Here is an 18921-nt window from a genome sequence, read left to right as displayed (position 1 = left end):
GCTCGCTACCAGATGTCGGCGGGGCGGATCGTCGCGTCGTCCGGTCCCGACCCGATCCCGAGCGTGCCGACCGTCTCGTCGTTGGGCACGACGAGCGTCGCGCCGGCGACCAGCGGGACGAGCAGGCCGACGACGGTGCCGGGGTCGGTGAGCGGCGTCCGAATCACGACCTCGTCGCCCGCGTCGAGTCCGTGCTCGGTCGCGGTCGCGACGGCCGCATCGAGCAGGTCGGCGTGGCTGTATGTCGTGTCGGCGGTGCGGAGCAGTGGGTCGTCAGGCGCGACCGGGTCCGGGGGGAGCGTGGGGTTCTCGCTCCACACGTCGCGCTCCCAGTAGGAGACGGCGGGGTCGTCCGGTTCCTCGCCGTAGCCGACGAGTCGCGTGCCGGGGGCGGTGTCGAACTCCCTGATGCGGCCGGTGGGCGCGACGAGCGCCTTCGTCCCTTCGGAGAGCGTGTCGGGTTCGAACTCGACGGTCGCACCGAGCAGGCCAGCACCGAGGAAGGAGAGCACGGTCTCGGGGATGGGGTCGCCGGCGATGGCGACGGCCATCCCGCCGCGGACGCCCTCGTTGCGGAAGAACAGGCCGGATTTCCACGCGGTCGTGAGAAAGCGCCGGTAGTCGTAGCTACGCTCGGACGGCGCGTGCAGGTGTGCCAGATGGTCGCTCCGGCGGTCGCGGGCGAGCACGTCCGCGAGCGTCTGGAACTGCTCGGACATGCGCGAGGGTTGGACCGGGAGCGCGAAAAGGGGTGTGTTGAGTGGCTAACTGCGGCAGGCCAGCAACGCACCAACGAGCATACGTCGAGCGAAGCGAGGCGTTTCCCCGAGCCGACCGCAGGGAGGCTCGGCTGCGGTTTTTGATGCAGATTTTTGCAAGGAGTGGTGCGCGAAGCGCACCCGACGCAGCAAAAAGGTGCGCTAGAAGGAGTTCTTGATTTTCTCGAAGAACCCCTCGTCCACGTCGACCTCCTCGCCGCCGGCCTCCGCGAACTGTTCGAGCGCCGCCTGCTGTTCGCTGTTGAGGTCCGTCGGCGTGACGACCTGCACGGTCACGTACATGTCGCCGTGGCCGCGCCCGCGAAGGCGGGGCATCCCCTTCCCCTTGAGCCGGAACCGCTCGCCAGACTGCGTGCCGGGGTCGATGTCCATCTCGACGGGGCCGTCGAGCGTCGGTACCTCGATGCTCGCGCCGAAGACGGCCTTCGGGAACGAGACCGCGGCGTCGTAATGCAGGTCGTCGCCGTCGCGTTCGAAGTCCGGGTGCGGGTCGATGGCCACCTCGATGAGGAGGTCGCCCTTCCGGCCGCCGTTCTCGCCGGGGGCACCTTCGCCGCTCATGCGGAGGGTCTGGCCGTCGCGGATACCGGCCGGCACGTCGACCTGGAGCGTGACCTCGCGCTGGACGCGGCCGTCGCCGCCGCAGGTGGAACAGGTCTCCGAGTAGAGCGTGCCGTCACCCTCACAGCGAGGGCAGGTCTGGCGCTGCTGGACGCGGCCGAGCGGCGTCTGCTGGACGCGGGTCGTCTGGCCCTGTCCGTTACACTCGGGGCAGGTCTGTGCGTCGGCGTCGGGCGGGTGACCGTCGCCGTCGCAGTCGGGACACGCCTCGGGGCGGGTGACGGTGAACTCCCGAGTGATGCCCTCGTAGGCCGCCTCCATCGAGATGTTCATCCGGGTGCGGAGGTCACGGCCCTGTTGGGGGCCGCCCTGTTGGCTACCACCGCCGCCGAAGAACTGGTCGAAGATGTCGCCCATCCCGCCGCCGCCACCGCCGAACGGGTTCCCCTGACCGCCCATGCCACCCATGCCGCCCATGCCGCCGCCGGCGTCGGTGCCGCCGCGTTTCTCTGCCTGCTCGAACTGCTCGTGGCCCATCTGGTCGTACATCCGGCGCTGTTCCTCGTCCGTGAGCACCTCCTTGGCCTTCTTCGCTTTCTTGAACTTCTCTTCGGCGTTGGGGTCGTCGGACACGTCGGGGTGGTACTCGCGAGCCTTCTCGCGGTACGCCTCCTTGATTTCGTCCTCGTCGGCGTCGCGTGACACCCCGAGCACGTCGTAGAAGTCCTGACTCATTACCTGCCGTAACTCGCCGAGACGTTTGAAAGGAACGGGTCCCGACGGTCAGTCCCCGACTCTTTTATCCGATTATCGAGTAGCCTCGTGTATGTCCGAGACAGAACTCTCCGAGGAGACGCTCGAACGGCTCGACGCCATCCGCGTCGAGGGACAGAGCTACGACGACGTGGTGTCGGAACTCATCGACATCTACCACGCCGAGGAGCTGACGCTCCAGCACGGCGGCGACGCGCTCTGAATCGCGAACGTTTCTCGCCGGCAGTAGCGACAGTCGCTACTGGTCGGCGACCGACTCCACCACGACGCGGTCGATGAATCGACCGTTGCGGTCGGCTTTCTCCGCCCGGAGTTCCTCCAGTTCGCTCCGGGTCGCCCCTTCCGCGGCCGCGAGCGCGTAGACGACTTCGAGCACGTCCGCCAGCTCCTCGAGCGTGCCGTCCTCGCGGTACTCGGCGATCTCCTCGTCCAGCTTCGCGTTCAGTCGCTCGACGTACTCGGCGTCGTCTGCCGTGTGGGTCGCGACGCGTTTCCCGTCGCGACGCAGCAGGTCGGGGACATCGTCGCGAACGAGCTTGTCGTACTCTCGACTCATACCCGAGGGTACGAGTCGGGGTAGTTCACGGTTGGGGAAGAACGTCAGCGAGCGGGCTTACTCTTCGTCTTCGTCGCGTTCCTCGTCGTCGACGTCCTCGAAGTCGGCGTCGACGTACTCGCCGTCCTCGCCGTCGCCCTCGGGACCGGCACCGCCCATGCCGCCGGGACCAGCGCCGCCCATGCCGCCCATGCCACCGGCACCGCCGGCGGCCTGCTGGCCGGCCTCCTGCTGGTACATCTGCTTGCCGATCTCCTGGAGTTCGCTGCTGAGTTCCTCGGTCACTTCCTCCAGTTCGTCGGTGGTGGCGTCCTCGTCGTCGAGCACGGCCTCCACGTCCTCGATGGCGTCGTGGATGTTGTCGATGACGTCGCCGTCGAGTTCCTCCTCGTTCTCTTCGAGCAGGCTCTCGGCGCGCTGGACCGCGCTCTCGGCGTCGTTGCGCGCTTCGATGCGCTCGCGACGCTCCTTGTCCTCCTCGGCGTGCGCCTCGGCTTCCTCCTGCATCTCCTCGATTTCCTCGTCGGAGAGACCGACGCCACCCTCGATGGTGATGTCCTCCTTGTTGCCCGAGCCTTTGTCCTCGGCTTCGACGTTGACGAGACCGTTCTCGTCGATGTTGAACGTCACCTCGATCTGCGGGGTGCCGGCGGGTGCCGGCGGGATGCCCGTCAGCTGGAACGCGCCGAGCAGTTCGTTCTCCTCGGCGATTTCACGCTCGCCCTGGAAGACGCGAATCTGCACCTGCGTCTGGTTGTCCGCCGCGGTGGTGAAGATCTTCGACTCCTCGGTCGGGATGGTAGTGTTCTTCTCGATGAGTCGCTCGAACAGCCCACCCTTCACCTCGATACCGAGCGAGAGCGGCGTCACGTCCAGCAGGACGATGTCGTCCACGTCGCCCGAGAGCACGCCACCCTGGATGGCCGCGCCGAGCGCGACGGCCTCGTCGGGGTTGACGTTCTTCTTCGGCTCCTGGCCGGTGATTTCTTCGACCTTGTCCTGGACCTGCGGCATCCGCGTGGAGCCGCCCACGAGGATGACCTCGTCGATGTCGGAGGCGTCGTAGCCGGCGTCCGACAGCGCCTGCTTGGTCGGCTCGACGGTGCGGTCGGTGAGGTCGGAGGTGAGCGACTCGAACTTCGCCCGCGAAATCTTCTGTTCGAGGTCCTTCGGCCCGGAGTCGTCGGCCGCGATGAACGGGAGCGTGACGGTGGTCTCCTTCCGGCTGGAGAGTTCCACCTTCGCCTCCTCGGCCGCCTCGGTGAGCCGCTGGAGCGCCTGGCGGTCCTCGCGGAGGTCGATGCCGTGTTCGGCCTCGAACTCGTCGGCCAGGTACTCGATGATTGCCTCGTCCCAGTCGTCGCCGCCGAGGTCGTTGTCACCGTTCGTGGCGACGACCTCGTAGACCCCACCACCCAAATCGAGGACGGACACGTCGAACGTCCCGCCGCCCAGGTCGTACACGAGGACGGACTGGTCGGTCTCGTCGTCGAGCCCGTACGCCATCGCGGCGGCGGTCGGCTCGTTGACGATGCGTTCGACCTCGAAGCCGGCAATCTCGCCGGCGTCTTTCGTCGCCTGTCGCTGGCGGTCGTTGAAGTACGCCGGCACCGTGATGACGGCCTTCTCAACGTCGTCGCCGAGATACTCCTCGGCGTCGCGCTTGATCTTCTGGAGAATCATCGCCGAAATCTGCTCGGGCGTGTACTCCTCGCCGTCGATGTCGACGGTGTAGTCTTCCTCGCCCATGTGGCGCTTGATCGAGGAGATCGTGCGCTCTGGGTTCTGGACGCCCTGGTTCTTTGCCGGCTTCCCGACGAGTCGCTCCTCGTCGTCGGTGAACGCCACGACCGACGGGGTCGTCCGGTCGCCTTCCGCGTTGACGATAATCTCGGGGTCGTTACCCTCCATCACCGCGAACGCAGAGTTCGTGGTCCCGAGGTCGATACCGAGAATCTTGTTGCTCGTCATTACCACTCGTTACCGGGCTAAACTGATTAAAAGTTGCGTGATGGGGAGACACACGGATAGGCACGACGGGGCGTCTCCGTGCGGTTTTCACGCTCTCGTCTGCGAACGACCGACACGTATAAACAGAACCGCTAACTCACTCGGCGACCGTGACCTGCGCCGGCCGGAGCACCTTGCCGGCCATCTCGTAGCCGGGGCGGTGGAGGTCGGCGACCGTCCCCTCGGGCGCATCGCTCTCGACGCGCATCAACACCTCGTGGCGCTGCGGGTCGAGGTCCGTCCCCGCGTCGGGTTCGATCGGGTCGACGTTCTCGGCGTCGAGCACCTCGTCGAACTGCCGGAGCGTCGTCTCGACGCCGTCGCGAATCTCTCCCTCCTGGTCGAGCGCGCGGACGAGGTTGTCGCGCACGTCGACCAGCCGCTCGACGAGGTCCTCGGTGGCGCGCTCGCGAGCCTGCTCTGTCTTCTTCTGCTGGCGCTTCTTGAAGTTCTGGAAATCCGCCTGCTTGCGCGTGAGCTTCGATTCTAGCTCCTCGCGTTGCTCCTCGCTGGCTTCGAGGTCAGCTTCCAACTCCTCGACGCGCTCGCGCAAGGTCGCGATCTCCCGGGCGGTCTGTTCGGGCGACGCCTCCTCGATGCGTGCCACGAGGTCGGCGTCGGGCTCTGGAATCTCGTGTGCCGCCTGCTCGTCGCTCATACCACCAGAGAGGGGTGGCGCGCGTATAAGCGTGTAGAAACAGTGATACCCGACGGCCCACACCCGGACGTATGCGCGACATCGAACGGTATCTCAACGTCAGGAGCGCGACCGCGGCCGACGTCTCGGCCGACGGCACGCTCGCCTTCCTGCTCGACACGACGGGCACCAGCCAGCTCTGGACGATGGACGCTCCCGGCGAGTGGCCGGTCCAGCGCACCTTCTTCGAGGACCGCATCACCTTCGCCGACTTCGAACCCGACGGCGAGACCATCGCCTTCGGCATGGACGAAGGGGGCAACGAACGCGCCCAGCTCTACCGGCTCGACCCCGACGGCACCATCACCGAGTGGACCGCGATGTCCGAGGCGAAACACCGGTGGGGCGGCTGGAACAGCGACGGCTCGCAGTTCGCCTTCGCCTCGAACCGCCGCGACGAGGCCGTCTTCGACGTGTACGTGCAGGACCGCGACGCGACCGGCGACGCCGCCGACCGCATCTTCGAGGGCGACGGCTGGCTCTCGCTCGCCGGCTGGTCGCCCGACGACGAGACCCTCCTGTTGCACGAGGCCCACTCCTCGTTCGACCACGACGTGTACGCCCTCGACGTGGAAACGGGCGAACGAACCCACCTCACCCCACACGAGGGGTCGGTGCGCTACAGCGGACTGGAGTGGGGTCCCGACGGCGAGATCTATCTCGTCACCGACGAGGGGCGCGACCTGCTCGCGCTCGCGCGGCTCTCGACGGACGGCGACCTGACGTACGTCCAGACGGACGACGACTGGAACATCGACGGTGTCGCGGTCGACGAGGACAGCGGCCGGGCCGTCTACTCCCGCAACGTCGACGGCTACACGGAGTTCACGGTCGGCGATATCGAGCACGGCGACCTCACGACCCTCGACACGATTCGCTTCGACGGGGTCGCTAGCGGCGTCTGCTTCTTCGAGGACGGGAATCGGTTCGCCGTCACGGCCACCAGCGACACCGACAACGCGAACGTCCGGGTCGCGACCGTCGGCGGCGACACCGTCCGATGGACGAACGCCTCCACCGCGGGGCTTCCCCGCGAGGGCTTTCAGTCGTCCGAGCTGGTGCGCTACGAGACCTTCGACGACCGCGAGATTCCGGCCTACGTCACCCTCCCCGAGGGAGCCAGCGAGGACTCGCCCGCGCCCGTCATCGTGGACATCCACGGCGGGCCGGAGAGCCAGCGGCGACCCTCCTTCTCGGCCGTGAAACAGTACTTCCTCGCACAGGGGTACGGCTACTTCGAGCCGAACGTGCGCGGGTCGACCGGCTACGGGAAGGCGTACACCCACCTCGACGACGTGGAAAACCGGATGGACTCGGTGCGCGATATCCGGGCCGGCGTCGACTGGCTCGATGCCCACGACGCAGTCGACGAGGACCGGCTCGTCGCGATGGGCGGCTCCTACGGCGGCTTCATGTGTCTCGCCTGTCTCACCGAGTACCCCGACCTCTGGGCCGCCGGCGTCGACATCGTCGGCATCGCCTCCTTCGTCACCTTCCTCGAAAACACGGGCGAGTGGCGGCGCAAGCTCCGCGAGGCCGAGTACGGCTCGCTGGCCGAGGACAGGGAGTTCCTCGAATCCATCTCGCCGCTGAACCACGCCGACGAGATTCGCGCCCCGCTGATGGTGCTCCACGGCGCGAACGATCCGCGCGTCCCGGTGGGCGAGGCCGAACAGATTGCCGAGAAGGCCAGCGAACACGTTCCCGTCGAGAAGCTCATCTTCGAGGACGAGGGGCACGGCTTCGCCAAGCGGGAAAACCGCATCGAGGCGTACGCCGGCATCGCCGATTTCCTCGGCGAGCACGTCTGAGTCGGTTGTTTCTCAGCATGCGAGAGCGCGGGTAACCGGGCGCTACACACCGGAGTCGGTCGTGAAGAGTCAGCGGGATTTATCCGGCTTGCGCGACTGGCGACGGTATGGCAGGGGCGACTGCGCGAGAGCGAGTGACGGCTCGGCTCGCGCAACTCCGTGGGAGCTACGACAACTTCGACATCCAGCAGACCACGGTCAGCGTCTCGCCCGAGACGTTCGCCGACATCACCGGCGACGAGGAGACCGTCCTCGCCGAGGTACACGTCGAGAACAGCGACGGCGACCGGCTGCTCATCAACGGAACGACCGGCTGGCACGCGCCGAGCACGACCGTCTCGACGGGCCAGTCGCTCGGCGAGACGGTTCGCGACACCGTCGCCAGACAGACCGGCGTCGTCCCCGACATTCAGGCGTTAGAACAGGCCGCCATCGTCGCACTCGGCTGTGAGTCGAGCGACGACGAAGCCTACCAACTCCAACTCCAGTTCTCGGCGATTCCAGAACGCGGCGAGCCGCGGTCGCCGGCCGCGTGGCGAGCGCCTTAGAGCACGCCCGTCACCGTCGCGGCCTCGATTGCTGCGCCTTCACTCATTCCGTCACCCAAAATCGTGTAGCGGTCGCGAATCTCGTGGGCAGAGGTGACCGCCTCGATGAACGTCTCGCCGTCGATATCGAGTTCGTCCGTCGTCACGGGGGCGTCGATGCTGGCGAGCGCGTCCCGCACCTGCGTCCACTCGCCGTCGTTGCCCGAGTGGAGATACTCCGTGACGATGCTCGCGACGCCCACCTGGTGACCGTGGAGCGCGGCGTCGGGCGCGAGCCGGTCGAGCTGGTGGCTGATGAGATGCTCCGCGCCCGAGGCGGGCCGCGAGGAGTCGGCAATCGACATCGCCACGCCCGAGGAGACGAGCGCCTTCGTGACGAGCCACGCCGACTCCTCCAGCTCTCGTTTCACCGAGTCGGCCCGCGAGACGAGCATCTCGGCGGTCAGCTGTGAGAGCTCGCCCGCGTACTCACTGTACTCGACGTTCTTCAGTCGGTTCGCGAGCTGCCAGTCTTTCACTGCCGTGTAGTTCGAGATGATGTCCGCACAGCCGGCGGTGGTCAGCCGCCAGGGCGCGTTCGCGATGAGTTCCGTGTCGGCGATGACGGCGAGCGGCGGGTCGGCGGCGACGGAGTGGCGGGTGTCCCCCTCCGGGACGGAGCCGCGCCCGGAGACGATACCGTCGTGGCTGGCGGTCGTCGGCACGGAGACGAAGCCCACGTCGAGTTCGTCGGCGGCCATCTTCGCGATGTCGATGGGTTTCCCGCCGCCGAGTCCAACGAGATAGCCGGCTTCCTCGGCGCGGGCCGTCTCGATGACGCGCTCGACCGTCTCGAATCTGGCTTCTTTCGCGACGACGGTCTCGGCGGCGGGACCGACGCCGGCGAGTCCGTCGCGGAGCCGGTCGCCCGCGATGTCGTCGGGCGTCGGCGAGGTGACGACGAGCGGTCGCCCCGCGAGGTGGAGGTCGGCGACGGCCTCGGGCACGCGGTCGATGGTGCCGTGGCCGACGATGACGCTCCGCGGGAGCTTGATCCACGTCGATTTCTCGAACATACTCCCGACTCGCGGCCCCCGGACAAAACGGTTGTCCGGATGGGGAACGCCGAAGTCGCCGGCGGCCGTACGCAGGCCGATGGCCACCGTCACGGCGAACGGCACCGAGTTGTGCTACGAGACGGCCGGCGAGGGACCCCCGCTCGTCTTGCTTCACGGGACGATGATGGACGGTCGGCCGTGGGCCGAACTCGCCCGCCCGCTCGCAGACGCGTCCCGACTCGTCGTGCCGGACCTGCGCGGCCACGGGCGGACGGGCGGCTCCGAGCGCGACAGCTACTCGGTCGGGCTGTTCGCCGACGACGTACACGCGCTCGTGACCGAACTCGACCTCGGCGCGCCGGTCGTCGTGGGCCACTCGCTGGGTGGCTTCGTCGCGCTCTGCTATGCGGCCCGATACACCGACGCCTGTGCCGGGTTCGTCACGCTCGGGGCAGAGGTGCCCGAACCACTCTCCCTGGGCGAACGTATCGAGCCCTACCGACCCGCACTCGTCAACGCGCTTGCGCCGCTGCTCGGGCGCGAGCGCGTGAAGGACCTCCTCGTTCGGCTCGACTCGCTCCGGTTCGACGAGCGCGGCAAGGGGGATATGGCGGCTATCGAGCGCGTCCACGACCGCCACGGCGACGACGTGCCGGCGATGGACGACGCCGAGCGTGCGAAGGTGGACGCGGCGCTGGAGCGCTACCACGAGGAATTCATCGCGTACGACGAGATTACGGTGCCGTCGCTCCATCTCGTCGGCGAGTACGAGATACCACAGGTGCAGCGACACGGCCGCTACATGAGCGAGCGCCTGCCCGACGGCGAGTTTCGGGAGATACCGAAGGCCGGCCACGTCTCCTACGTCGACCGACCGGCGTTCGTCCGCCAGACGCTCCGCGAGTTCTGTGCCGGCGTGCGCGGTTAAAACGTCTCCAGCACGGAGAGCACGCGTTCTTCCGCCTCGCGGTCGGGCCCGTTGTCGCGGCCGGTGCGGTCGGAGTCGCGGTGGGCCTCGACCGTCGCGGCGACCGTCTCCGCCAACGGCGTCGGCTCCCAGCCTAACTCGCGAATCTTCGCCGTTTCGAGCAGGTGTGGATACTCGATGTAGAGGGGGAAGTCCGTCAGCTCGAGGTCGGCCGCGGCGAGTTCACGCGGGCCGGCGAAGACGGTCTCGACCTCGGTGTCGCAGGCGTCGGCGATGCGGTCGACCCACTCCCCGAGGACGGGCGCGTGGCCGTCACCGACGTTGTACGCCTCGCCGGCCTCGCCCTCCTCGGCGACGATGCGGAGCGCGCTGGCCACGTCCTCGACGTAGACGAGATGCCAGAGGTTCGTCCCGTCGCCGGGGACGACGACCTCGTCGTGGGTGTCGACGCGGTCGATCCAGTAGTCGAACCGCTCCGTGTAGTCGTGGGGCCCGTAGACGACCGGCGGGCGGACGGCCATCGCGTTGACGCCATCCTCGGCGGCGGCGAAGATGGCGCGGTCGCCCTCGGCCTTGCGCGGGCCGTACGTCGCGTCGCTGTCGTCGGTCGCCTGCTCGGTCGTGCAGTCGCGGAGCCGCGTCTCGTCCTCGCGTTTGGGGATGCGCTTTGCCCCGTAGCTCGCGCCCGAGGAGATGTAGACGTACGCGTCCACGTCGGCGAAGATGTCCGTCGCGACCCGCACGTCTCGCGGATAGTAGGCCACGCAGTCGATGACGATGTCGGGGGCGACCCGCTCGCCGGCGAGTCGGAGTTCGCCCTCCTCGGTCCGGTCCCCCTCGACGTGGGCCACGTCCGGATGGTCCGCGAAGGGGTTCTCGTGGTTGCCGCGGTTGAACACGGTCACGTCGTAGCCGTTGTCGAGCAGTTCACTCACCGTGTGGCGACCGATAAACCGCGTCCCGCCGATGACGAGTGCCGTCGCTGTCATGGTCACGTCTCCGGAGGGAGATGGGAAAACGGTTCTCAGTCGTCGCCGTCCCGCTGGGCGAGTATCGTCGGGAGGATGACGCCGACGCCGACGAGCAGCCCCCACCGGAGCAGGGTGCTGTCGGTCAGACGACCGGTGACGACCCACAGCCCCGTCGCGACGAAGGCGAACAGAATCGACCGCTGGGTGTTCTTTGAGACCACGGCCGAAGGAGTAGCGAAGGCGGGATAACCGTTCTGCTCAGTCGTCGCCGGTGACGAAGCCGGACTCCTCGTCGTTCGCCCGCGCGGAGGCGTCCGGGCGGACGGGGAGGTCCTCGCGCACGTCGTCGGCACCCTCTTCGAGCACGCCGGCGTAGGCGTCGGGCATCACCTTCACGACGTGTTCCAGCTCCGACTCCCAGTTGTCGAGGACGTACTGGCCGCGGTCGGAGTCGGTGTAGGTGACGTGGTTCTCGACCAGCCGCCGGAGCATCGCGCGGTCGGACTCGTTGAGCTCCTCGGTTACCGACACCATCCCCTTGTTGACCGACTGCTCGAAGTCGCCCTCCCGGTCGAGCACGTAGGCGACGCCGCCGGACATCCCGGCCGCGAAGTTCTTGCCCGTCTCGCCGAGCACGGCGACGACGCCGCCGGTCATGTACTCACAGCCGTGGTCGCCGACCGACTCGACGACCGCCTTCACGCCGGAGTTGCGGACGGCGAATCGCTCGCCGGCCATCCCGTTGATGTACGCCTCGCCGCGGGTGCCACCGTAGAGGGCGACGTTGCCGACGAGGATGTTCTTCTCCGGCTCGTACGTCGCTACGTCGGGCGTGTTGACGATGATGCGGCCGCCCGAGAGCCCCTTGCCGACGTAGTCGTTGCCGGAGCCGGTGAGCTGCATCGTCACGCCGGGCGCGAGGAACGCGCCGAAGCTCTGGCCCGCGGTGCCGGTGAAGTCGAGCCGAATCGTGTCGTTTGGCAGGCCGTCGCCGCCGTGTTTCGTCGAGATGCGGTTCGAGAGCGTCGCGCCGACCGCGCGGTGGTGATTCGAGATGTCGCGGTCGATGTGGACCGGCTCACCCTGTTCGATGGCGGCCTCGGCCTCGTCGATTAGCTCCCAGTCGAGCGCCTCTGCAATCTCGTGGGTCTGTGGCTCGGTCTTGGTGCGCGCCTCGCCCGGCTGGTCGGCGATCATCGCCGAGAGGTCGAGCTTGCGCGCCTTCTCCTGTGTCACGTCGTCGCGCTGGCTCAGATGCTCGACGTGTCCGACCATCTCCTCGACCGTCTCGAAGCCCAACTCGGCCATCAGCTCGCGCAGCTCCTGGGCGATGAACGTCATGTAGTTGATGACGTGGTCCGGCTGGCCGGGGAACCGCTCGCGGAGCACGCCACGCTGGGTGGCGACCCCGACCGGACAGGTGTTCTCGTGACACTGCCGGGCCATCACGCAGCCGGAGGTGACGAGCGGCGCGGTGCCGAAGACGTACTCTTCTGCCCCGAGCAGCGCCGCGACGGCCACGTCGCGGCCGGTCTTGAGACCGCCGTCGGTGCTGACGCGGATGCGCGAGCGGAGGTCCGTCGCCCGGAGCATCTGGTTCGCCTCCGACAGTCCGAGTTCCCACGGCAGGCCGGCGTTCTTGATTGACGTGCGCGGGGACGCGCCCGTGCCGCCCGAGTGACCGGAGATGTGGACCGCGTCGGCGTTGGCCTTCGCGACGCCGGCCGCGATGGTGCCGATGCCGGCCTCGGCGACGAGCTTCACGTTGATGTCGGCGTCCGGGTTCGCGGCCTTCAGGTCGTGAATCAGCTGTTTGAGGTCCTCGATGGAGTAGATGTCGTGCAGCGGCGGCGGCGAGATGAGCCCGACGCCCGGCGTCGAGAACCGGACATGAGCGATCATCTCGTTGACCTTCTCGCCGGGCAGGTGGCCACCCTCGCCGGGCTTGGACCCCTGTGCCATCTTAATCTGAATCTCCTCGGCGTTGGCGAGATACTCCGACGTGACGCCGAAGCGGCCGGACGCGACCTGCTTGACCGCACACTCCTTTTCGGTGTCGAACCGTTCCGGCGGCTCACCGCCTTCGCCGGTGCCGGATTTCGCGCCGAGCCGGTTCATCGCCATCGCGTTGTTCTCGTGGGCCTCCGGCGAGAGCGAGCCGAGCGACATCGGCGCGGTGGCGAACCGCTCGACGATGGATTCGACCGGCTCCACGTCCTCGACGGCGACGGGCGCGCGGTCGGAGTCGAGTTCGAGGAGCCCACGCAGCGTCTGGAGCTGGTCCTGCTGGTCGTTCATCTGCTCGGCGAACTTGAGATACTGCTCGTAGTCGCCCGAGCGAACGGCCTGCTGGAGCGTCCCCACGGTGGAGGGGTTCCACTCGTGGAACATCCCCGACGAGCGATGGTCGTACTCTCCCTGGTGTTCGAGTTCCGGTTCCCCTTCGCCGAAGGCGACGGCGTGGCGCTTCCGGAGGTCGCTTTCGATGTCGTCGATGTCGATGCCCTCGGTGCGGGCGGGCGTCCCCTCGAAGTACTCGGCGACGAAGTCGGAATCCAGTCCGACGGCTTCGAAAATCTGGGCACCCTGGTAGCTCTCGACCGTCGAAATCCCCATCTTCGCCATCGTCTTGAGCACGCCGTCTTCGAGCGCGTGGACGTACGCCCCGAGTGCGGTCTGCTCGTCGGCCCCGTCCGGGCCGGCCACGAGGTCGGTGACGGACTCGTAGGCGAGATACGGATTGACGGCTCCGGCACCGTAGCCGATGCAGGCGGCGACGTGGTGGACCTCGCGCGGGTCCCCCGATTCGGCCACGAGTTCGACGCGGTTGCGAAGCCCGTTGCGGACGAGGTGGTGGTGGACGCCACCGACCGCGAGGAGCGCGGGAATCGGAAGCCGGTCGCTCCCGGCGTCGCGATCAGAGAGCACGAGCACGTCGTGTTCCTTCGCGGCGGCGGTCGCCTCCATCCGGAGTTCGCGGACGGCGGCTTCGAGGTCGCCGTCGGTGTCGTAGGTCGCGTCAAGCGTCACGGTCGAGAGCCCGTTCACGTCGTCGCTCCCGTCGAGCGACTGGAGCGCGTCGAGTTCCCCGTTCGTCAGGACGGGCGACTCGGCGACGACCTGTTTTGCGTGTTCCCGCGTCTCGTCGAGGAGGTTCCGTTGGTTGCCGAGTCGCGTCTCCATCGACGTGACCATCTCCTCGCGGATGTAATCGAGTGGCGGGTTCGACACCTGCGCGAACAGCTGTTTGAAGTAGGTGAACAGTGGCCGATTGAACTCCGAGAGCACCGACAGCGGCGTGTCGTCGCCCATCGAGCCGACGGGGTCTTTCCCGTCGCGGGCCATGGGTTCGAGCATCTCGTCGAGCTGGTCGCGGGTGTAGCCGAACAGCGCCTGTCGCGCCCGGAGGTCGTCGCCGGCGTTCGGCTCGTGGCTGTCGTGGTCGGCGAGCGAATCGAGCGGGAGCTGCTGGTCGCGGACCCACTCGCCGTACTTCTCGTCGGTGAGCGAATCGAAGACCTCGTCGTCGGGGACGACGCGGCCCTCCTCGGGGTCAACGAGGAACAGCTGGCCGGGCGAGAGCCGCCCGCGCTCGCGAATCTCTGCGGGGTCGGTGTCGAGCGCACCGGCCTCGCTGGCCATCACGAGGGTGTTGTCCTCGCGCACGTCGTAGCGACACGGCCGCAGGCCGTTGCGGTCGAGCACGGCACCGATGCGGTCGCCGTCGGTGGCACAGACGAGCGCCGGCCCGTCCCACGGCTCGACGAGCGAGGCGTGGTAGTCGTAGAACTCGCGGCGCTCCTCGGACACCTGATTCGCCTCGCCGCGCCACGCTTCGGGGATGAGCATGCGGAGCGCGTGCGGGAGGTTCCGGCCGCCCTGCATCAGCAGTTCGAGCGCGTTGTCGACGCTCGCGGTGTCGGATTGGTCGGGGTCGTCGATGATTGGCTTGACCGTGTCCACGTCGAGGCCGTCGTGGTCGATATCGGTCTCGCGGGCCCGCATCCAGTTGACGTTCCCCTTGATGGTGTTGAACTCGCCGTTGTGGATGATGTTCCGGTACGGGTGCGCGAGGTGCCACGCGCCGAGCGTGTTCGTCGAGAACCGGGCGTGGACCATCGCGAACGTGGAGGCGACCCGCTCGTCGGAGAGTTCCGGGAAATACTCGACCAGCTGCTCGGCGGTGAGCAGTCCCTTGTAGACGACGGTCTTGCGGTCGAGCGAGCAGACGTAGAAGCGGCCACCGCCGGGCGGGCGGGTGTCCTCGATGCGGGTCTCGACGGCGCGGCGGGCCTCGTAGAGTCGGCGGTCGAACGACTCGCCGTCGAGGTCGGTCTCGGGCGCGACGAACACCTGTTCGATGCGCGGCTCCGACTCCAGCGCGGTCGGCCCGAGGTCGTCGTTGTTCGTCTCGACGGCTCGCCACGTCAACACCTCAAGTCCGTGTGTGGTGAACTCGTCGGCGACCATGTCACGCAGGTCGCCGGCGGCGTTCTCGTTCGGCGGGAGAAAGACGGTGCCGACGGCGTACTCGCGGGCCGGCGGGAGCGACACGTCGAGTTCCTCGCGGTAGAACTGGTCCGGTATCTGGAGAAGAATCCCCGCGCCGTCACCGGTGTTCGGGTCCGCGCCGGTGGTGCCGCGGTGTTCGAGGTTACCGAGCAGTTCCAGTCCTTCGGCGATGGGCTGGTGGCTCGCGCCGCCGTCGAGGTCAAATACGACGCCGACCCCGCAGTTCGCGCGCGTCTCGTCGGGGTCGGCAAGTAGCTCAGTGGCCCCCCCGTGTGCGTTGTCAGGCATTACCATTGCTAGCCGTCTGGACCTTATCTTTGTTCCGCTCCAAATGTAAGGGGTCATTAGACCCATATTATGTACCTTCGAGAATTCTGACCGCCTATATAGGCGTTATTCGACGGCGAGACCGTCGTCGAGCCACTGCTGCATGTAGCCGAGATACGGGTGGTTGGCGACCGAAAACAGTTCGGCGTCGGGATAGCCGTCGAGCGAGGCCGGCGCGTCGACCGGGCGACACCGGTAACACGTCGTCACGTAGTGGACGAGTTCGCCCGACTCGTACTGGACGGCCTGCACGTTCGGATTCGAGTAGACGCCGGTGAGTTCGACCGGGTCGGCGGTGAGTCCGGACTCGGTTTCGACCTCGTTTCGGAGGGCGGTCTCCAGCGAGACGCCCGGCTCGACGGCTGTCATCGGGAGCGTCCACGCGTCGAACACCTCGTTGTGGACGAAGAGCAGTCGGTCGTCCGTCGTCGGGACGATGCCGGCGACAGCAGGGAGAATCTCGTCGAATGCGGGCTCGGTCATCGGAGACGGTACGACGGGTAGTGAGGAAACGGTTCGGGTCAGGCCGCCGTGTCCACCTGCCGTGCGTTTATGATCGAAAAGTGGATGTCGGTGGCCGTGGGCGGGACGAGGAGGTCCGTGCTGACCTCGATTTGCTCCTCCGTCGAGAGCCGGCCGGTCGGGAGCGTCGTCTCCATGATCTTCGCCCCGTTCGGGTTGGTGAACCGAATCGAGAGCTCGGCCTCGACCGCCTCGCCCTCGTTGTGGAGGGTGGCCGTGAGGTGGGCCGTCTCCCCTTGCGTCTCCATGACGGACTGTTCGGTGCCGTCGTGGGTGAGCGTCATCTCGGAGACGATGATGTTCTCCGCGGGGTTGGATTTGATGTACGCGAACAGGTCTTCACCCATCTGTTCGAGGTCGGCTTCCAGTTGCTCGTCGTCGACCAACGCGAGGACAGGGTTGAGCGCCGACCGGACGCTGCTTGCCTGTGTCTTCCGGCGTGAACTACTGGATTTGAGCTTCTCGTACTCGATGAAGAACGACTGTGCCGCCCGTGGTACGTCGCCGTCGAAGTACTCTTTCAGCGCCGTCACTTCCTCGTTGAAGTTGATTTGACGGGGCAGCGGCTCGTTCGACTGTGAGCGGACGCGCTGGTAGCGGTCGGTCTCCTCGAAGGGCGTCGATTCCTGCTCGCGGGTGAGCGACGACTCGTTGCCGAAAAAGCCCAGTAGGTCGAGCGTCAGCCCGACGACGAAGGTGATGAGCAACACCGCGATGGCGATACCACCGAAGTACCGGCCGATACGGCCCGGGAACGCCGTGAGGAACGCCGCGACGAAGATGGCAGACACCATCCCCGAGACGAGCGCAAAGCTGGCGAAGTTGCCGAACTCCTCACCGATTGCCTGTCCCGGTGGTGTGTCCTCAGCCATTGGTTCGAGCGTCGTTTTGCACGACCGCAGTGTGTAACATCGTCAGCAGGTGTGACACCCACAGACCAATCGTAATCCCGAGAAACACCGCCGCAAAGAGGACGCTCTCCTCGCGCCCCACCGGTGCGAATCCGGCCCCAATCGCGAGCAGGGCTGTCATGACCATCAACCCGTACTCGATTTTGGTGACCTGATTCATCGCCTTGAGTCGATTCAACATACTCGTGATAAGACGGGTCAGCGATATAAGCATTGCATCGGCGTGACCTCCAGGCGAGGGCAGAATTGGCGTGTTTCGAGGGATCAAGGGGAAAACACCACACCGATGACAGTACCACGAATCGCTCCACCCCACAAGCATACGCCGAGCGAGTCGTTTCCCCGAGCCGACCGACGGGAGGCGCGGCTGCGGTTTTTAGTGCAGGTTTTTGCCGCGAGTGGCTCCCACAGCGCGCCGAAGGCGCGCGAGGAAGCCCGAGTCGGCAAAAAAGTGCGTTAGTAGTTCTTCGCGAAGAACGCCGTCTCCGTCGCGTCCTCGCCACAGACGCCACAGGTCTCGTGGACGGGGTCGGTGTCTTCTTCCAGCGGGAGCATCACGATTTCGGCCGCGATCTGGTCTTTGATTTCCGTCTCACACGCCTCCTCGCCACACCAGCCGGTCTTGACGTAGCCGCCGTGTTGGCCGAGCGTGCCGAGAATCTCGCCGCGGCCGTGGGCCTCGCGCACGTTCTCCTCCAGATTCGCCTCGGCGTCGGCGTACAGCTTCGCGTACACCGTATCGAGGGCGTCCTCGGTCGCGTCGGTGAGGTCCTCGCGGGCGGCCGTCTCGGTCTCGCCGTCCGGCCGGTGGACCAGGGTAATCTCCTCGTCGTCGACCTCGTTCGGACCGACCTCAATGCGGACGGGGGTGCCCTTCAGCTCCCACTCGTTGAACTTGAAGCCGGGGTTGCGCTCGTCGCGGTCGTCGAGGACGACCCGGACGCCGTCGGCGTCGAGCTCGGCGTGGAGCTGCTCGCAGTACTCGAGCACCTCCTCGCGGGTGTCCTCCTGCCAGATGGGGACGATGACGACCTGCTCGGGCGCGACCGTCGGCGGGAGCACGAGGCCCTGATCGTCGGAGTGAGTCATGATGAGTCCGCCGAGTGCGCGCCACGACAGCCCCCACGAAGTGGTGTGACACACCTGCTCTTCCTCGTCTTCGTCGCGGTAGGTGAGGTCGTAGGCCTCGGCGAAGCCGGTGCCGAGATAGTGGCTCGTCCCCGCCTGCAGCGACTTGCCGTCGGGCATCAGCGCCTCGACGGTCGTCGTCGTCTCGCCGCCGGGGAACTTGTCGTGGTCGGGCTTGCGGCCGAGCGTGGTCGGCATCGCCAGCACGTCCTCGTAGAGGCGGTTGTACTGTTCGAGGCGGGTCATCGTCTCCTCCCACGCGTCCGCTTCGCTCTCGTGGGCGGTGTGGCCCTCCTGCCAGAGGAACTCCTTGGTCCGGAAGAACGGCTTGGTGTCCGTCGCCTCCCAGCGCACGACCGAACACCACTGATTCAATCGCAGCGGGAGGTCGCGGTGAGACCGCGTCCACTCGGCCATGTACGGCGTGATGATGGACTCCGACGTCGGTCGAACGGCGAGTCGCTCCTCCAGCTCCTCGTGACCGCCGTGGGTGACCCACGCCACCTCGGGGTCGAACCCTTCCACGATGTCGGATTCCCGTTCGAGATACGACTCGGGAATCATCATCGGGAAGTAGGCGTTCTCGACGCCGGTGGCCTTGAACCACGAGTCGAGGTTCTCCTGGACCTGTTCCCACAGCGCGTAGCCGCGTGGTTTCACGACGATGAACCCGCCCATCGGAGCGTAGTCCGCGAGGTCGGCCTTCTGGACGACCTCCGCGTACCACTCGCCGGTCTCGTACTCCTTGCGTTTCGTGATGCCGAGAGACTGCGCATCGGACTCGTCGCCGTCGTCGCTCATACGCTATCGTGTCCGGGCGGTCGCTTAAACACGGTCGTTTCCGCCCGC

At 67.0% G+C, this 18921-nt stretch carries 17 protein-coding genes; 4 read left to right on the top strand and 13 right to left on the bottom strand.

The window, feature by feature from the left end; genetic code table 11:
• Positions 1 to 5: 5 nt before the first annotated feature.
• Together DM818_RS09180 and dnaJ are read right to left on the bottom strand one after the other, a co-directional pair.
• Positions 6 to 719: an acetyl-CoA synthetase gene (locus tag DM818_RS09180; protein ID WP_123124330.1), complete on the bottom strand. Its 714-nt coding sequence runs from the start codon at positions 717 to 719 to the stop codon at positions 6 to 8.
• Positions 720 to 920: 201 nt separating this feature from the next.
• Positions 921 to 2075 carry a molecular chaperone DnaJ gene (gene dnaJ / locus DM818_RS09175; protein WP_075937059.1) on the bottom strand — a complete coding sequence of 385 codons (1155 nt, stop codon included), beginning with the start codon at positions 2073 to 2075 and terminating at the stop codon, positions 921 to 923.
• 91 nt (positions 2076 to 2166) lie between these two features.
• Between dnaJ and DM818_RS14980 the strand changes: the two genes are divergently transcribed.
• Entirely contained in the window at positions 2167 to 2316 is a 150-nt protein-coding gene (locus tag DM818_RS14980) for a DUF7557 family protein (protein WP_172967041.1), read from the top strand.
• Positions 2317 to 2352: 36 nt separating this feature from the next.
• Here DM818_RS14980 and DM818_RS09170 read toward each other — a convergent pair whose 3' ends face one another.
• The 3 genes from DM818_RS09170 to grpE form a co-directional block, all read right to left on the bottom strand.
• The gene (locus DM818_RS09170) at positions 2353 to 2670 is read right to left on the bottom strand and encodes a nucleoside triphosphate pyrophosphohydrolase (protein WP_123124331.1); all 318 of its coding nucleotides are present in this window, start codon (positions 2668 to 2670) and stop codon (positions 2353 to 2355) included.
• A 57-nt stretch (positions 2671 to 2727) separates the two neighbouring features.
• Complete coding sequence (dnaK, locus tag DM818_RS09165) at positions 2728 to 4641, bottom strand: molecular chaperone DnaK (RefSeq protein WP_123124332.1); 1914 nt, start codon at positions 4639 to 4641, stop codon at positions 2728 to 2730.
• 136 nt (positions 4642 to 4777) lie between these two features.
• Positions 4778 to 5338, bottom strand: coding sequence for a nucleotide exchange factor GrpE (grpE, locus tag DM818_RS09160; protein WP_075937062.1), 561 nt, complete (start codon positions 5336 to 5338; stop codon positions 4778 to 4780).
• Positions 5339 to 5409: 71 nt separating this feature from the next.
• On the opposite strand from grpE, the gene DM818_RS09155 reads away from it, so the two are divergent.
• Together DM818_RS09155 and DM818_RS09150 are read left to right on the top strand one after the other, a co-directional pair.
• On the top strand, positions 5410 to 7188 hold the full coding sequence (locus DM818_RS09155; RefSeq protein ID WP_153952604.1) for a S9 family peptidase: 1779 nt from the start codon (positions 5410 to 5412) through the stop codon (positions 7186 to 7188).
• 107 nt (positions 7189 to 7295) lie between these two features.
• Positions 7296 to 7736 carry a hypothetical protein gene (locus DM818_RS09150; RefSeq protein ID WP_075937064.1) on the top strand — a complete coding sequence of 147 codons (441 nt, stop codon included), beginning with the start codon at positions 7296 to 7298 and terminating at the stop codon, positions 7734 to 7736.
• Here DM818_RS09150 and DM818_RS09145 read toward each other — a convergent pair.
• Positions 7733 to 8791: an NAD(P)-dependent glycerol-1-phosphate dehydrogenase gene (locus tag DM818_RS09145; protein WP_075937065.1), complete on the bottom strand. Its 1059-nt coding sequence runs from the start codon at positions 8789 to 8791 to the stop codon at positions 7733 to 7735. The two genes, DM818_RS09150 and DM818_RS09145, sit on opposite strands and share 4 nt — an antisense overlap.
• A 79-nt stretch (positions 8792 to 8870) precedes the next feature.
• On the opposite strand from DM818_RS09145, the gene DM818_RS09140 reads away from it, so the two are divergent.
• Complete coding sequence (locus tag DM818_RS09140; protein WP_172977312.1) at positions 8871 to 9701, top strand: alpha/beta fold hydrolase; 831 nt, start codon at positions 8871 to 8873, stop codon at positions 9699 to 9701.
• Here the strand turns inward: DM818_RS09140 and DM818_RS09135 are convergent.
• The 7 genes from DM818_RS09135 to proS all read right to left on the bottom strand — a co-directional run bounded on the left by DM818_RS09135 (position 9698) and on the right by proS (position 18873).
• Positions 9698 to 10690 (bottom strand): NAD-dependent epimerase/dehydratase family protein, encoded by a 993-nt coding sequence (locus DM818_RS09135; RefSeq protein ID WP_075937066.1) that lies wholly within the window; start codon positions 10688 to 10690, stop codon positions 9698 to 9700. The two genes, DM818_RS09140 and DM818_RS09135, sit on opposite strands and share 4 nt — an antisense overlap.
• A gap of 35 nt (positions 10691 to 10725) precedes the next feature.
• Positions 10726 to 10893: a hypothetical protein gene (locus DM818_RS14975; RefSeq protein ID WP_172977311.1), complete on the bottom strand. Its 168-nt coding sequence runs from the start codon at positions 10891 to 10893 to the stop codon at positions 10726 to 10728.
• 37 nt (positions 10894 to 10930) lie between these two features.
• A complete protein-coding gene (gene gltB / locus DM818_RS09130) occupies positions 10931 to 15478 on the bottom strand; it encodes a glutamate synthase large subunit (protein WP_449272346.1) in 4548 nt (1515 codons plus the stop codon).
• Between the two features lie 99 nt (positions 15479 to 15577).
• Positions 15578 to 15994: an NUDIX domain-containing protein gene (locus DM818_RS09125; protein ID WP_075937068.1), complete on the bottom strand. Its 417-nt coding sequence runs from the start codon at positions 15992 to 15994 to the stop codon at positions 15578 to 15580.
• Positions 15995 to 16032: 38 nt separating this feature from the next.
• Positions 16033 to 16905 (bottom strand): hypothetical protein, encoded by an 873-nt coding sequence (locus tag DM818_RS09120; protein ID WP_075937069.1) that lies wholly within the window; start codon positions 16903 to 16905, stop codon positions 16033 to 16035.
• Positions 16898 to 17125 (bottom strand): hypothetical protein, encoded by a 228-nt coding sequence (locus DM818_RS09115; protein WP_075937070.1) that lies wholly within the window; start codon positions 17123 to 17125, stop codon positions 16898 to 16900. The genes DM818_RS09120 and DM818_RS09115 overlap by 8 nt, the downstream gene beginning before the upstream one ends.
• 275 nt (positions 17126 to 17400) lie before the next feature.
• Positions 17401 to 18873 carry a proline--tRNA ligase gene (gene proS, locus DM818_RS09110; protein ID WP_123124335.1) on the bottom strand — a complete coding sequence of 491 codons (1473 nt, stop codon included), beginning with the start codon at positions 18871 to 18873 and terminating at the stop codon, positions 17401 to 17403.
• Positions 18874 to 18921 lie beyond the last annotated feature (48 nt).

Source organism: Halosegnis longus (assembly GCF_009663395.1).
GTDB lineage: Archaea > Halobacteriota > Halobacteria > Halobacteriales > Haloarculaceae > Halosegnis > Halosegnis longus.
Note: the sequence above shows the minus strand (reverse complement) of the source record. Positions and strands in the feature narration are given on the sequence as shown.